Origin of the sequence: Streptomyces sp. NPDC005931 (assembly GCF_042871235.1) — a bacterium.
Taxonomy (GTDB): Bacteria; Actinomycetota; Actinomycetes; order Streptomycetales; family Streptomycetaceae; genus Streptomyces.
The window spans coordinates 85,794-100,040 of sequence record NZ_JBIAIG010000003.1 but is presented as its reverse complement, the minus strand read 5'-3'; the positions used below and the strand labels follow the sequence as shown (position 1 = coordinate 100,040).

The 14,247-nt window shown below is 71.5% G+C and carries 11 protein-coding genes and 1 pseudogene; 6 read left to right on the top strand and 6 right to left on the bottom strand.

The window, feature by feature from the left end:
• Positions 1-102: 102 nt before the first annotated feature.
• Positions 103-339 (top strand): hypothetical protein, encoded by a 237-nt coding sequence (locus ACFYOV_RS08100; protein WP_389084325.1) that lies wholly within the window; start codon positions 103-105, stop codon positions 337-339.
• Here the strand turns inward: ACFYOV_RS08100 and ACFYOV_RS08095 are convergent.
• A pseudogene (locus tag ACFYOV_RS08095) lies at positions 290-1,107 on the bottom strand (citrate/2-methylcitrate synthase). The gene ACFYOV_RS08100 and the pseudogene ACFYOV_RS08095 overlap by 50 nt on opposite strands.
• A gap of 301 nt (positions 1,108-1,408) precedes the next feature.
• On the opposite strand from ACFYOV_RS08095, the gene ACFYOV_RS08090 reads away from it, so the two are divergent.
• The 4 genes from ACFYOV_RS08090 to ACFYOV_RS08075 all read left to right on the top strand — a co-directional run bounded on the left by ACFYOV_RS08090 (position 1,409) and on the right by ACFYOV_RS08075 (position 6,210).
• Positions 1,409-2,701 (top strand): citrate synthase, encoded by a 1,293-nt coding sequence (locus tag ACFYOV_RS08090; protein WP_389084323.1) that lies wholly within the window; start codon positions 1,409-1,411, stop codon positions 2,699-2,701.
• Positions 2,702-2,725: 24 nt separating this feature from the next.
• Positions 2,726-3,667 (top strand): sucrase ferredoxin, encoded by a 942-nt coding sequence (locus ACFYOV_RS08085; RefSeq protein WP_389084320.1) that lies wholly within the window; start codon positions 2,726-2,728, stop codon positions 3,665-3,667.
• Between the two features lie 192 nt (positions 3,668-3,859).
• Entirely contained in the window at positions 3,860-5,533 is a 1,674-nt protein-coding gene (locus ACFYOV_RS08080) for an ATP-binding protein (protein WP_389084318.1), read from the top strand.
• Positions 5,530-6,210, top strand: coding sequence for a response regulator (locus ACFYOV_RS08075; RefSeq protein WP_389084317.1), 681 nt, complete (start codon positions 5,530-5,532; stop codon positions 6,208-6,210). The genes ACFYOV_RS08080 and ACFYOV_RS08075 overlap by 4 nt, the downstream gene beginning before the upstream one ends.
• Before the next feature lie 80 nt (positions 6,211-6,290).
• Here the strand turns inward: ACFYOV_RS08075 and ACFYOV_RS08070 are convergent, their stop codons facing one another.
• The 3 genes from ACFYOV_RS08070 to ACFYOV_RS08060 all read right to left on the bottom strand — a co-directional run bounded on the left by ACFYOV_RS08070 (position 6,291) and on the right by ACFYOV_RS08060 (position 10,718).
• The gene (locus ACFYOV_RS08070) at positions 6,291-7,883 is read right to left on the bottom strand and encodes a cation acetate symporter (RefSeq protein ID WP_389084315.1); all 1,593 of its coding nucleotides are present in this window, start codon (positions 7,881-7,883) and stop codon (positions 6,291-6,293) included.
• Entirely contained in the window at positions 7,880-8,452 is a 573-nt protein-coding gene (locus tag ACFYOV_RS08065; protein WP_389084313.1) for a DUF485 domain-containing protein, read from the bottom strand. The genes ACFYOV_RS08070 and ACFYOV_RS08065 overlap by 4 nt, the downstream gene beginning before the upstream one ends.
• Before the next feature lie 142 nt (positions 8,453-8,594).
• A complete protein-coding gene (locus ACFYOV_RS08060; protein ID WP_389084310.1) occupies positions 8,595-10,718 on the bottom strand; it encodes a type IIA DNA topoisomerase subunit B in 2,124 nt (707 codons plus the stop codon).
• 439 nt (positions 10,719-11,157) lie between these two features.
• Here ACFYOV_RS08060 and ACFYOV_RS08055 point away from each other — a divergent pair, with 439 nt between their 5' ends.
• Complete coding sequence (locus tag ACFYOV_RS08055) at positions 11,158-11,388, top strand: hypothetical protein (RefSeq protein WP_389084309.1); 231 nt, start codon at positions 11,158-11,160, stop codon at positions 11,386-11,388.
• Positions 11,389-11,564: 176 nt separating this feature from the next.
• Here ACFYOV_RS08055 and ACFYOV_RS08050 read toward each other — a convergent pair whose 3' ends face one another.
• Together ACFYOV_RS08050 and ACFYOV_RS08045 are read right to left on the bottom strand one after the other, a co-directional pair.
• Positions 11,565-12,398, bottom strand: a complete 834-nt coding sequence (locus tag ACFYOV_RS08050; protein ID WP_389084306.1) for a S1 family peptidase — start codon at positions 12,396-12,398, stop codon at positions 11,565-11,567.
• 147 nt (positions 12,399-12,545) lie between these two features.
• Positions 12,546-14,075, bottom strand: coding sequence for an RNA polymerase sigma factor (locus ACFYOV_RS08045; RefSeq protein WP_389084304.1), 1,530 nt, complete (start codon positions 14,073-14,075; stop codon positions 12,546-12,548).
• Positions 14,076-14,247 lie beyond the last annotated feature (172 nt).

Genomic DNA, 14,247 nt, shown 5'->3' with positions numbered 1-14,247 from the left:
CCTGGGGTGACTTTGGGCCATGTTTCGCCACCGACGCCCCTGGCGCACCACTAATCTGCTCCCCAGCACTGTGCCCAGATCGTCTGTAAGGACCGGTACCCCTTGAACATCGTGCGCCGTATCGGTGTGCCTCCCAGTGCCCGTGGCAGCGCTTCGGGCGCGAACTGCCCGGACCTCTTCGAGTTGAGCGACGGCAGTTTCGCCGTCATCGGCACCGATGCCACCGAGGCGCTGGAGCGCGAGCTGCCCGCGGACGCCTCCCGCGCTGACTACGAACGCATCGTGGTCGTCAGCCGGGAGACCTTGATCCGCGCCAAGGCCGACATCCCGGACGCCTGAGACCCGCACGAGCACGCGTTCCACCCAGAACCGTCTCGCCGCCCCGGCCCCACGCAACCGTTGGCCGTGCCGGACACCGACCCGGCGAGCAGCCCGGCACCCCGTCCCTGCTCGACGACCGAACCGATGAGGCCTGGCGCCAGAACGGCACCAGGCCGCACGCGTCCCCACACACCGCCTCGGGCACCTTCACCGGTGCCCGGGGGTCGACGCACCGCGCCACCGACCTGATGATCTTCGACTTCTCGGCCTGTGCCTGGATGTTGGCGCTCCACCCCGCCACCCGCGCCGCCGCGAACGTCGGTGTGAGCATCTCGCGCGGCAGGCCGCACCGTTCCATGACCACACCGGTGCAGTGCTCCACGTTGGTGTGCGGTTCGCGGCCCGGCTTGAGCTCGGCGACTCCGCCTCGACGTGCCGCTCGAGCTCCGATGACGAGCACGGCCCGAGGGCCGCCGAACTCCCGGGCCACTTCGCGGGGCATGCGTGAGCGAGGTCCTCCGCCGGGTGGACCGCGTGGCCGAAGCCCATGATGCGCCTGCGCGCGAGGACCGTTCGCGCACACAGCCGTCGATGCGGTCCGGCGTGCCCATGGCGTCCCGTGTGTCCGGCGCCCGGCTGGGGGCGCCCCGTCCGGGGCCTGACAGCGCGGCCACGGCGCCCGCCGGGCAGGCCCGCCACGTCCGCGCCGGTCGATGCGATGACGCGGGCCGTGAAGGCCGACGCGTCGAGGCCGTGGTCCGTGGTGGAGATCAGGTACCGCTCCACGGCCCGCTCGCGTCACTCGTCCGGTTGGGAACCGATGGCCGATCAGGATTCAGGGGCAATTGGCCGCCTGCCCATCCCGGTGACGGGGTGGCCCGCCCACCCGCGCGATGGCAAAGCAGGGCATCTCGAACCTCCCCGGACAGTCGGCGCCAGCGCAGTGGCCCCGGCGGCGAAGGGGGCGCCGCGTTGCGCGTCGGGCAGGTCACTGGGTCCAGACGTTGACTTGACTCCTGTCAACGTTGATTAATCAACGTAAAGGGGAGGTCGATCCATGAGGAGCAAGACGGATACGGTGACGCACATGCGCGATCAAGAGCCCGCCACCCCCCGCGACGCGGAACGGCGCCTGAGCACCAAGGAGGCCGCCGAACTGCTGGGCGTGAAGCCGGAGACCGTGTACGCGTATGTGAGCCGCGGTCAGCTCGGCAGCCGGCGCGGGGTCGGTGGCCGGGGCAGCACCTTCGACGCCGAGGAGGTGGAGGCCCTCGCGCGGCGCAGCAGACGGGGCGGCGGCACCGGCCCGGGCGGCTCCGGTGGCGAGCTGTCCGTGCGGACCCGCCTCACCCTGATCGACAGCGACCGGTACTACTTCCGGGGCGCCGACGCGGTGGAACTCGCCACCCGGCACACCTACGAAGAGGTTGCCGAGTGGCTGTGGACCGGCCGTCTGCGGCCCGGCGTCACCTTCACCGCGCCCGAATCCTCCGTCGCCGTGGCCCGGCGGGCCGTCGACGCCCTGCCGGACCACGCCTCTCCCACCGACCGGCTCCGAGTCGCCGCGATCGCCGCCGCCACGGCCGACCCCCTGCGCTTCGACCTGTCCGAGGACGCCGTCCTCGGCACCGCGCGCACACTCATCCCGACCCTCGTCGCCGCGCTCCCGCCCGTGCGGCTCGACCACATTGACGCCGGTCCGCTGGCCCACCGGCTGTGGGCGCGGCTGACCGGTGTGGAGGCCGACGAGGCACGAGTGCGCGTACTGGACACGGCTCTGGCCCTTCTCGTCGACCACGACCTGGCCGCCTCCACGCTCGCCGTGCGCGTCGCCGCGTCGGCCCGCGCCCACGCCTACGCGGCCGTGTCGTCCGGGCTCGGCGTGCTCGAGGGCCCCCTGCACGGCGCGGCGGGCGGACTCGCCCACCGGCTGCTGCTGGAGGTGCTCGACACCGGCAGTGCGGGGCCCGTCATCGCCGAGGAGCTGCGGGCCGGGCGCCGCATTCCGGGGCTCGGCCACCGGCTCTACCCCGGGGAAGACCCCCGCGCGCGAGCCCTGTTCACCCTCCTGGAGGAGATCCCGCACGCCGCGCCGGCCCTCGCGGCGGCCCGCGACATCGTCACCACGGCCGCGCGCCACACACCGCTGCACGCCAACGTGGATCTGGCGCTCGCCGTGTTCACCACCTCCTGCGGCATGTCCTCCTCCGCGGCGGAGACCGTCTTCGCCGTCGCGCGGACGGCGGGCTGGATCGCGCACGCCCTGGAGGAATACGGCGAGCGCCCGCTGCGCATGCGTCCCAGCGGACTGTACGTGGGGCCCAAGCCGTCCCGGACACCGCCGGAGCGGGACACGGGCGGGCCGACAGGCCACTCCTGAGCAACTCAGGTTAGGCTCACCTCTGTGAGTACGTGCTCAACCGTCTCCCGCGAGCTCGACGAGCCCGTCGCGGGAACCGCGGCCACCGCGAGGACCTGGCTCCTGCTGGAACAGCCCGGCCCCTGGGGTGCCAAGGCGCTCACCTCGAGCCACCTCGACCCCGCACTCGGGCGTGCCCTGGAGGCGGCGGCCGAGGACACCGGGGTGCGCATCGCGCTCATCCGGCGCCCCGGCCGCCACGCGGACTGCCGTGTGCCCGCCACCCGCCGGGTGTACGCGGCGCACACCGTCCCGGGCGACGTCTGGCTGCGCACCGCCACGACCGAGGACCCCGGACAACTGCTCGACCTGGACTTCGCCGCCCTGGGCCGGGGCGAGCACGGCACCTTCGACGCGGCGCTCGGTGGACGGGCCCACCAGGGCGATCCCCTCGCGCTCGTGTGCACCAACGGCAAGCGCGACCGGTGCTGCGCGCTCCTCGGGCGGCCCCTCGCCGCCGAACTCGCCGCCTCCGGTGTCGAGGGCGTCTGGGAGGTCACCCACCTGGGCGGCCACCGCTTCTCGCCGACGGTACTCGTGCTGCCGTACGGCTACGCGTACGGCCGGGCAGAGGCCCACGCGGTCAAGGAGGTCCTGCACCGCGCTCAGGAGGGCCGGATCGTGCTGGACGGGTGCCGCGGCGGCTCCGCCTGGGAGCGCCCCGGCCAGGCCGCCGAGCTGTTCGTGCGCGCGGCGCTGGGTGAGCACACCGCGGAGGTGCTGAGCGTCGTACGGACGGACGGCACGGGACCACGGTGGCACGTGACCGTCGCGCACACCGACGGACGCCGCTGGCACGTCGTCGTGGCCCAGGGCGCATCGCTGCCGCCCCGCCCCGAGAGCTGCGGCTCGGTGCTGGGGTCGCCCGCGCGGATGGACGTCCTGTCGATGCGCAAGGCAGAGGTGCCGGCCGCACTCGCGAGCTGAGGCGACCACCGGACGCCCGGGGCGGTCCTGCCGGAGCAGGCCGCCGACCACCCGCACGTGCCGCGCCGGACGCGCGGGATCCCCTCTTCCGCACCGGCGTCGTCGCCGCCGCTGGTGCTCCCCCTTCCCGGACTTCAAGGATCCACGCCAGACCCCTACGGCGCCGCCGAGCCGTCCACGTACCGTCTTGGCATGAGCCCCACTCCCCCCGCACGCCGCCTGCGGCTCGGTCTGCCGCGGCGGGTGTTCTCGCAGGTACTGCTGATGCAGCTGGCGATCGCCGCGGGTGTCGCGGTGCTCGCCACCGGCCTGTTCCTGGCTCCGCTCGGCGAGCAGCTGGACGACCAGGCCATGCGCCGCGCGCTCGCGATCGCGCAGACCACCGCGGAGCACCGGCAGATCGTGCGCGAGCTGCGCGGCACACCGCCGTCGGCGGACGGGCCGGTGCAACGGGGGGCGGAACGCATCCGCGAGGCCACCGGGGCCGAGTACGTGGTGGTGATGGACCGGCGGGGCGTGCGCTGGTCGCACCCCGACCCGCGGCGCATCGGCGGCCACGTCTCCACCGACCCCGGCAGGGCCCTGGCCGGCCACGACGTCATGGAGATCGACGACGGCACCCTCGGCCGCTCGGCGCGCGGCAAGGTCCCGCTGCGCGACGACGACGGCAGCGTCGTCGGCGCCGTCTCGGTCGGCATCGCCTACGACAGCGTCCGGGCCCGGCTGATCCACGCGATCCCGGGGCTCTTCGCCTACGCGGGCGGCGCGCTGGCCGTGGGCGCGCTCGCGGCATGGCTCATCTCCCGGCGGGTTCAGCGGCAGACCCGGGACCTGGCCTTCTCGGACATCGCGGCACTGCTCGCCGAGCGCGAGGCCGTGCTGCACGGCATCCGGGAGGGCGTCGTCGCCCTCGACCGCGCCGGCCGCGTCCGGCTCCTCAACGACGAGGCACAGCGCCTGCTGGGCATCGGGGACGAAGCCGTGGGCCGGTCCCCCGGCGAGGTGCTGGGCGAGGGCCGTACGGCCGATGTCCTGGCCGGGCGGGTGACCGGCACCGATCTGCTCACCGTCCGCGGGCAGCGCGTCCTGGTCGCCAACCGCATGCCGACCGACGACGGCGGCGCCGTCGTCACCCTGCGCGACCGCACCGAGCTGGACCGGCTCGGCCGGGAACTGGACTCCACCCTCGGTCTGATCGACGCGCTGCGCGCCCAGGACCACGAGCACGCCAACCGCATGCACACCCTGCTCGGGCTGCTGGAACTCGAGATGTACGACGAGGCGGTGGAGTTCGTCGGAGAGGTGGTCGGCGATCACCGGGCCACCGCGGAGCAGCTCACCGAGAAGATCCGGGACCCGCTGCTCGCCGCGCTGCTGGTGGGCAAGGTGACGGTCGCGGCCGAACGCGGCGTGGCCCTGAGCCTGTCCGACCGGACGCTGCTGCCGGACCGGCTGGTCGACCCTCGGGGACTCGTGACGGTCGTCGGCAACCTCGTCGACAACGCCCTCGACGCGGTCGCGGGCACGCCGCACGCGCGCGTGGAGGTCGAACTGCGCGCCGAGGGCCGCACCGCGGTGCTCGTCGTACGCGACACCGGCCCCGGTGTCCCGCCCGGGCAACGGGAGTTGATCTTCACGGAGGGCTGGTCCACCAAGCAGCCCCCGGCGCACCGCGAGCGGGGCATCGGGTTGTCCCTGGTGCGTCGTCTCGCCGAGCGGCAAGGTGGCAGCGCCACCGTGGGCGAGGCACCCGGCGGGGGCGCGGAGTTCACCGTCGTCCTGCCCGAGACCCTCACCGAGCCGGGCCCGCAGCCCGCCCTGACGGCCGCGTCCGCCCCGCGGGGCATGGAGGAGGAGTCGCGATGATCGAGGTCCTGGTCGTGGACGACGACGTCCGGGTCGCGCGGGTCAACGCCGCCTACGTCGAGAAGGTGCCCGGATTCCGCGTCGTCGGCCGGACGCACAGCGCGGCCGACGCGCTGAGCCGGCTGGAGATGCCACCCCGCCCGGACCTCGTGCTCCTGGACCACTATCTGCCCGACGGGACGGGCCTCGACGTCGTGCGGGAGATGCGCCGCAGCGGCCACCAGACCGACGTGATCATGGTGACGGCGGCGCGTGACGTGTCTACCGTGCAGGCGGCGATGCGCCACGGAGCCCTGCAGTACCTGGTAAAGCCGTTCACCTTCGCCGGCCTGCGCGCCAAGCTGGAGGCGTACGCGCAGCTGCGCCGCACCCTCGACGGCGGCGGTGAGGCCGAACAGGCGGAGGTGGACCGCATCTTCGGCGCGCTCTCGGCCGCCTCGGAGCCCGACCTGCCGAAGGGGCACTCCCCCACGACGGCGGAACTCGTGCGCCGGTCCCTGATGAACGCCGACGGTCCGCTGTCCGCCCAGGAGATCGCCGAACGCACCGGGGTGAGCCGCCAGACCGCCCAGCGCTATCTGAAGCTCCTGGAGCGCACCGGACGGGCCACGCTGACCCTCAAGTACGGGGACGCGGGCCGCCCGGAACACCGTTACGTGTGGGCGACCCGCGCCTGAGGACACGGCCCGTGGGGGCGGGGGAAGGAGCCGTGCCCCACTTGCATACGGATGCCGGCGCCAACCGTCTCTGCCGGGGCCTAGACGGCGCCCGCTCCGGTCAGCGACCGCACCTCGGTCTCCGCGTGCTTGGCCGCGTCCGGCGTCTCGCGCGAGGTGATCGTGCCGAGCCAGCCCGCGAGGAAGCCCAGGGGGATGGAGACCAGGCCCGGGTTCTGCAACGGGAAGAGCTGGAGGTCGGCGCCGGGGAAGAGGGACTCGGGGCTGCCCGAGACGACGGGGGACAGCAGGACCAGGATCACGGCCGGCACCAGTCCGCCGTAGACGGCCCACACCGCACCGCGCGTGGTGAAGCGGCGCCAGAACAGGGCGTAGAGCAGCACGGGCAGGTTCGCGGAGGCGGCTACGGCGAAGGCGAGGCCCACCAGGAAGGCGACGTTGAGGTCGCGCGCCAGCAGCCCGAGGCCGATCGCGACCAGGCCGATGCCGACCGCGGCGACGCGGGCCACGGCGACCTCGCTGTACTGTCTGCCGCGCCGCCGTCGCAGGGAGGCGTACAGGTCGTGGGCGACGGAGGCCGAGGAGGCGAGCGTGATCCCGGCGACCACGGCGAGGATCGTCGCGAACGCCACGGCGGCGACGATCGCGAACAGCACCGTGCCCCCCGTGGAGCCGGCACCACCGCCGAGGTCGAGCGCCAGCAGCGGGACCGCGGTGTTGCCGGCCGCGTTGGAACCGCGCACGGCGTCCGGTCCGACGATGGCGGCGGCGCCGAACCCGAGGACGATGGTCATCAGGTAGAAGCCGCCGATGAGCCCGATCGCCCAGACCACCGAGCGCCGCGCCGCCCGCGCGGTGGGCACGGTGTAGAATCGGGACAGGATGTGTGGCAGCCCGGCGGTTCCCAGCACCAGGGCCAGACCCAGGCTGATGAAGTCGAAGCGGGCGGTCCAGTCCCCGCCGTAGGCGAGCCCCGGCGCGAGGAACGCCTCACCGTGACCGCTGCGCTCGGCAGCGGTGAGCAGCAGCCGGTTGAAGTCGCCGTGGAAGCGCAGCAGGACGAGCACGGTCAGCGCGACGGTGCCGCCGAGCAGCAGGACCGCCTTGACGATCTGGATCCACGTGGTGGCCCGCATCCCTCCCAACGACACGTAGATCACCATGAGCGCGCCGACGCCGATGACGGTCCAGGCCCGCGCCACCCCGCTCGTGCCCCCGAGCAGCAGCGCCACCAGGCTGCCCGCGCCCACCATCTGCGCCACCAGGTACAGAACGGACACGGTGACCGACGACGTACCCGCCGCGATCCGTACCGGCCGCTCCCGCATCCGCGCCGCCACGACGTCGGCGAGCGTGAAGCGCCCGCAGTTGCGCACCAGTTCCGCGACGAGGAACAGCACCACCAGCCAGGCCACCAGAAAGCCCACCGAGTACAGCATCCCGTCGTAGCCGAAGAGGGCGATGAGCCCGGAGATACCGAGGAAGGATGCGGCGGACATGTAGTCGCCCGCGATGGCAAAACCATTCTCCATCGGGGAGAAGAGCCGGCCGCCCGCGTAGAACTCCTCCGCGGATCCGTGCCGGTGGCGGCTCACCCAGGTGGTGATCCCGAGGGTGACCGCGACGAAAGCGCTGAACAGCAGGAGCACCGGCCCCTGGTGATCGCCCGTCATGCGGCACCGCCTCTCCCACGGGCCAATTCCTGTGTGTCCCAGCGCAGTTCGAGCGCGGCCCGGTCCCTGCGCAGCCGCGCGTGCCGGGTGTAGGCCCAGGTGAGCAGGAAGGTGGTGAGGAACTGCCCGAGCCCCGCCAGCATCCCCACGTTCACGGCGCCCGCCACGGGCCGGCCCATCAGGGCCGGCGCAGTCGTGGCGGTCACGACGTACGCCACGTACCAGACGAAGAACGCCACCACCGTCGGCGTCACGAACCTCCGGTACCTGCTGCGCACCTCCTGGAAGGCCGCGCTGCGCTGGACCTCGAGGTACACGCCGGCGGCCGCCACGGCAGCGTCCTCGCCGCGCGGCGAGGGCACCGCCGCCGTGGCCTCCGAGGGGCCCGTACCAGTGGTCTCGCCGGTGGACTCGCCCCAGCCCGAGGCCAGGGCGTCGTACCAGGGATCGTCGTACCCGACGTCCCGGGGGCCTCCGTCGAGGACCGGGCCGCCGTGATCACCGGGGTGTCCGGCGTAACTCTCGTGACCACCCCCGCCGACGCGGGGGCGACCGTTGCTTGGCTGCATGCCCAAGGATGGACAGAACGGGAAGATCCCCGACTCTTCTTCCCGGTCCTCTTCACCCCATCAGGTGACCCAAACCCCTGGTGAGCACGCGAGTCGCCGCGCGTGCCCACGTCCGGGCCCTCCCGGTCCGGCGCCGTGGCGCCTACGCGTCGATGCGCGAGCGGTCCAGGGTCGCCGCCGAGCTGGAGATGAACTCCTTGCGCGGAGCGACGTCGTTGCCCATGAGTAGATCGAACACCTGCTCGGCGGCCTCCAGGTCGGTGAGGTTGATGCGGCGCAGCGTGCGGTGGCGCGGGTCCATGGTCGTCTCGGCCAGCTGGTCGGCGTCCATCTCGCCGAGGCCCTTGTAGCGCTGGATCGAGTCCTTGTAGCGGATGCCCTTGCTCTGGAACTCCATGAGCTTGTCCCGCAGCTCGCGGTCCGAGTACGTGTAGACGTACTTGTCCTGGCCCTTCTTGGGCTGGATCAGCTCGATGCGGTGCAGCGGGGGCACCGCGGCGAAGACCCGGCCCGCCTCGACCATGGGCCGCATGTACCGGTGGAACAGGGTCAGCAGCAGGGTGCGGATGTGGGAGCCGTCGACATCGGCGTCGGTCATCATGATGATCTTGCCGTAGCGGGCCGCGTCGATGTCGAAGGTGCGTCCCGAGCCCGCCCCTATGACCTGGATGATCGCGCCGCACTCGGCGTTCTTCAGCATGTCCGTCACGGACGACTTCTGGACGTTGAGGATCTTGCCGCGGATCGGCAGCAGCGCCTGGAACTCGGAGTTCCGGGCGAGCTTGGCCGTACCGAGCGCGGAGTCGCCCTCGACGATGAACAGCTCGCTGCGGTCGACGTCGTCGCTGCGGCAGTCGGCGAGCTTGGCGGGCAGCGAGGAGGACTCCAGGGCCGTCTTTCGGCGCTGGGCGTCCTTGTGCTGGCGCGCGGCGATGCGTGTACGGGCCGCGGCGACGGCCTTCTCCATGACGACCCGGGCCTGCTGAGCGGCGTCCCGCCTGGTCGAGGTCAGGAATGCCTTGAGCTCCCGGGAGACCACGGTGTTCACGATGCGGCGGGCCGCCGAGGTGCCGAGCACCTCCTTGGTCTGGCCCTCGAACTGCGGCTCGGCCAGGCGGACGGTGACGACTGCCGTGAGACCCTCCAGGGCGTCGTCCTTGACGATGTCGTCCTCGGCGACGCGCAGCAGCTTCTTGGCGCGCAGCACCTCGTTCATCGTCTTGGCGACGGCCTGCTCGAAGCCGGCGACATGGGTGCCGCCCTTGGGGGTGGCGATGATGTTGACGAAGGACCGGACCGTGGTGTCGTAACCGGTCCCCCAGCGCAGCGCGACGTCGACGCCGAGCTCGCGGGTGACCTCCGTGGGCGTCATCTGACCGCGCTCGTCCAGTACGGGGACGGTTTCCTTGAAGGAGCCCTGCCCGGTGAAGCGGAGAGTGTCGCAGACGGGCTTGTCGGTGGCCAGGAACTCGCAGAACTCGCTGATGCCGCCGTCGAAGCGGAAGGACTCCTCGCCCTTGCTGCCGCCCTCACCGAGCCCGTACTCGTCGCGGACGACGATGGTCAGGCCGGGAACCAGGAACGCCGTCTGGCGCGCGCGCTGGTGCAGGTTCTCCAGGGAGAGCTTGGCGTCCTTGAGGAAGATCTGCCGGTCGGCCCAGTACCGCACGCGCGTGCCGGTGCGGCTCTTCGGGATCTTCCTGGCCTTGCGCAGGCCACTCCCGGCCTCGAACTTCGCGTCCGGGCCGGTCCCGGTGAAGACGCCGGGAACGCCGCGCCGGAAGCCGATCGCATGGGTGTGCCCGCCACGGTCGACCTCGACGTCGAGCCGCGCGGAGAGCGCGTTCACCACGGAGGCACCGACGCCGTGCAGACCGCCGGAGGCGGCGTAGGACCCGCCGCCGAACTTTCCGCCGGCGTGCAGCTTGGTCATGACGACCTCGACGCCGGACAGACCGGTCTTCGGCTCGACGTCGACCGGGATGCCACGGCCGTTGTCCCGGACCTCCACGGACCCGTCGTCATGGAGGATGACCTCGATGTGGTCGCAGTAGCCTCCGAGGGCCTCGTCCACGGAGTTGTCGATGATCTCCCACAGACAGTGCATCAGACCGCGACTGTCAGTCGATCCGATGTACATACCGGGGCGCTTCCGCACGGCCTCGAGCCCCTCGAGGACGAGCAGGTGCCGCGCGGTGTAGTTGGAACCGTCCCGGTCTGCTCCTGCCAGCAGAGCTGTGGACGGCACGGACGTCTCGGCGGTCACGCGGTTCGCTCCTCGCTGAATTTCAGATGGGGCCCTCATGGGTAAGGGCGCGGCTTCAGTCACCGGGGAGAGGGTACCGAGGCCTGGTAGAGCCGTTGTAACGCCACCCTCGTCAGGATGTCAGCCTAGTCGAGAGTCGTATGCTTGTTCGATCCCTCGATGGAGTGAAGCACACATCACGTTCCCTTCGAGGCATGAACCATTTAGGCTCCGGGCACGTCCTCATGAACAACCGGCAACCCAGCCGGGAGGGCCGACCACCGATACCACGCGAATCCGTACGACACAGAGACACGCAATACGGCACATTCGCCGCCAACCGGCAACAGCCGGCCACCTCGGGAAGATTTTTCGAGGAAAAGCCACGAGCGGGAACGTTTTGGGGCTGGTTGGATGTTGACCCTGGTACGACAGCTCGTCGAGCTAGAGAAGAGGCGACGTGACTACTGTTCTGACCCCCGCGAGCCCGCTGACGGCCGCCGATCGCTGCGACCGCTGCGGCGCCCAGGCATACCTGCGCGTCGTCCTGCTGAGCGGCGGAGAACTGCTCTTCTGCGCCCACCACGGCCGCAAGTTCGAGCCGGAACTCAAGAAGATCGCCGCTGAGATACAGGACGAGACGGAGCGGCTGACGTCCGCTCCGGCGAGCGCTTCCGACGAGGACCGCTGACACATCGCGTCCGACGACGAGCAGCCCGGCACAGGCCGGTGCAACGGGCGGCCGCCTCTGTTTCCCAGAGGCGGCCGCCCGTCGTGTGTGCTGTGAACCGTTCCGTGCTCTGCAGGCAGATGCCCCCTGGCGTGGCCGCGGGTGCACAGGCCCCCTGAAGCCGCTCCCGGGCGCTCTCAGGCCCCCGCCGGTCCCAGCTTCCGGAGTACGTCGGACACCCGCGTGTACACCCCGGGGCTGCCCGCCCAGCCGCACCCGCTGCCCCAGGACACCAGGCCGATCAGCTTCCCCTGGGCCACCAGCGGCCCGCCGCTGTCCCCCTGGCAGGCGTCCGGGCCCCCGGCCCGCTCCCCGGCGCACAGCATCGTGTCGGCGCGGTAGGTGCCCTCGTCGTTCCCCGGGTACGCCGCCGCGCAGAGCGCATCGGGCAGCACGCGCACACGCGCCGCGTGCAGGCTGTCGGCGTAGGCGCCCGAGCCCGTGGTGTCCCCCCATCCGTAGACGGTGGCGGCCGTGTCCGCGCGGTAGGCGGGGTCGCCCGCCGGCGCCATGGCGATGGCGGAGCCGGAGGGCAGCGGCGCGGCCAGGGTGAGCACGGCGAAGTCCCCCGAGTTGCCGACGGGGTCGTACTCCGGGTTCACCCAGGTGGAGCGTACGGCGATCTCGTGCCCCTGCTGCGAGGTCAGACTTGTGCGCCCGGTGATGACCTTGAGGTCGCGCACCTCGTCCGGGGGAGCCCCCAGTACTTCCTCGTCCACGCAGTGGGCCGCGGTGAGCACGGTGGTCGGGCCGACCGCCACACCTCCGCAGAACTGGCCGGCTCGCGTACCCCCGAACCGGTCACGGCTGGACAGGGCCACCGTCCAGGGACTCTCGGACACGTCGACCGGGAAGCCGCCGACGACAACACTGTCGGAGACCGCCGGCGCGGCCGGAGCGAAGGCTATGGCGGACGCGGCGGCGACGAGGACCAGGGGGCGGGCCAGCGCCCGGGCGAAACGACAACGCATGCGCATTCCTCACTCTGGGGTGATAGTCGAACACCCAGAGTGATCCATCCCGTCGCACCCCGCACCCCCGGAGCAGCGCGAAGGCCTGGTTCCCCGAGCGGGGAACCAGGCCTTCGCACAACCGCTGTCCGGCCGAGCCGTCCAGTCCTAGTCGAGGTAGTCGCGCAGCACCTGCGAACGCGACGGGTGGCGCAGCTTCGACATGGTCTTGGACTCGATCTGGCGGATGCGCTCACGCGTGACGCCGTACACCTTGCCGATCTCGTCGAGGGTCTTCGGCTGACCGTCGGTGAGACCGAACCGCATGGAGACGACGCCCGCCTCGCGCTCCGACAGGGTGTCCAGCACGGAGTGCAGCTGCTCCTGCAGGAGCGTGAAGCTGACCGCGTCGGCCGGGACGACGGCCTCGGAGTCCTCAATGAGGTCACCGAACTCGCTGTCGCCGTCCTCACCGAGCGGGGTGTGCAGCGAGATCGGCTCGCGGCCGTACTTCTGGACCTCGATGACCTTCTCCGGGGTCATGTCGAGCTCCTTGGCCAGCTCCTCCGGGGTGGGCTCGCGCCCCAGGTCCTGGAGCATCTGGCGCTGCACGCGCGCGAGCTTGTTGATGACCTCGACCATGTGCACCGGGATGCGGATGGTGCGGGCCTGGTCGGCCATCGCGCGGGTGATCGCCTGACGGATCCACCAGGTGGCGTACGTGGAGAACTTGTAGCCCTTGGTGTAGTCGAACTTCTCGACCGCGCGGATCAGACCGAGGTTGCCCTCCTGGATGAGGTCCAGGAAGAGCATGCCGCGGCCGGTGTAGCGCTTGGCCAGGGAGACCACCAGGCGGAGGTTGGCCTCCAGCAGGTGGTTCTTGGCGCGGCGCCCGTCCTCGGCGATGATCTCCAGCTCCCGCTTGAGCTTCGGCGCGAGCTTGTCGGAGTTGGCCAGCTTGTCCTCGGCGAACAGACCCGCCTCGATGCGCTTGGCCAGCTCGACCTCCTGCTCGGCGTTGAGCAGGGGGACCTTGCCGATCTGCTTGAGGTAGTCCTTGACCGGGTCGGCGGTGGCACCCGCGGCGGCGACCTGCTGGGCGGGAGCGTCGTCCTCGTCCTCGTCGGAGAGGACGAAGCCGGCGTTCTCGGTGCCCTCGGGCTCGTCGGCGACCTTGGTGTCCTCGAGGACCTCCTCCTCGATCAGCTCGACGTCGTCCTTCTTGGCGGTCGTCTTCTTGGCCGCCGTCTTCTTCGCCGGGGCCTTCTTCGCGGCCGCCTTCTTGGCGGTGGTCTTCTTGGCAGCCGCCTTCTTGGCGGCTGCCTCCTCCTCGACGGCGGGCTCGGCGGCAGGCGCCGCCGGCGTGGCGGTTGCGGTGGCCTTCCGGGTGGTCACCGCCTTGGCCGCGACCGTCTTGGTGGCGGTGCGCTTGGCAGGACTCTTCGCTGCGACGCTCTTTCGGGTGCGCTTGGGCTCTGCGGCACTGACCATCAGCGTCACACCCTCTTCCTCGAGGATCTGGTTGAGGCTGCGCAGTACGTTCTTCCACTGAGTGGCCGGAATCTGGTCAGCTTCGAAGGCCCGACGCACGTCATCGCCGGCGATCTGCCCCTCAGCCTTTCCCCGCTCAATGAGCGCCATGACAGAGACGGACTCGGCGATCTCCGGCGGGAGCGTACGGGATGTGCTGGCCGACACGAACAACCTCTCGGAACGTTGGAAAACGGCTTCCGGCCCCGTCCACAGTGGACAGGAGCCGACCGCCGGCTTGGGGATGGGCCGACGGCGCGGGCGGGGGCCGGGGAGAAGCACAGCGCCGTGTACGGCGTCCGTATTCCCTCCGCGACTGTCACCTCTTAGGTCATCGCGT

Bases quoted from the DNA above. Each gene is read 5' to 3' on its own strand.
- ACFYOV_RS08090 (WP_389084323.1), top strand. From the start codon at position 1,409: ATGCGCGATCAAGAGCCCGCCACCCCCCGCGACGCGGAACGGCGCCTG.
- ACFYOV_RS08080 (WP_389084318.1), top strand. From the start codon at position 3,860: ATGAGCCCCACTCCCCCCGCACGCCGCCTGCGGCTCGGTCTGCCGCGG.
- ACFYOV_RS08075 (WP_389084317.1), top strand. From the start codon at position 5,530: ATGATCGAGGTCCTGGTCGTGGACGACGACGTCCGGGTCGCGCGGGTC.
- ACFYOV_RS08070 (WP_389084315.1), bottom strand. From the start codon at position 7,883: ATGACGGGCGATCACCAGGGGCCGGTGCTCCTGCTGTTCAGCGCTTTC.
- ACFYOV_RS08065 (WP_389084313.1), bottom strand. From the start codon at position 8,452: ATGCAGCCAAGCAACGGTCGCCCCCGCGTCGGCGGGGGTGGTCACGAG.
- ACFYOV_RS08050 (WP_389084306.1), bottom strand. From the start codon at position 12,398: ATGCGTTGTCGTTTCGCCCGGGCGCTGGCCCGCCCCCTGGTCCTCGTC.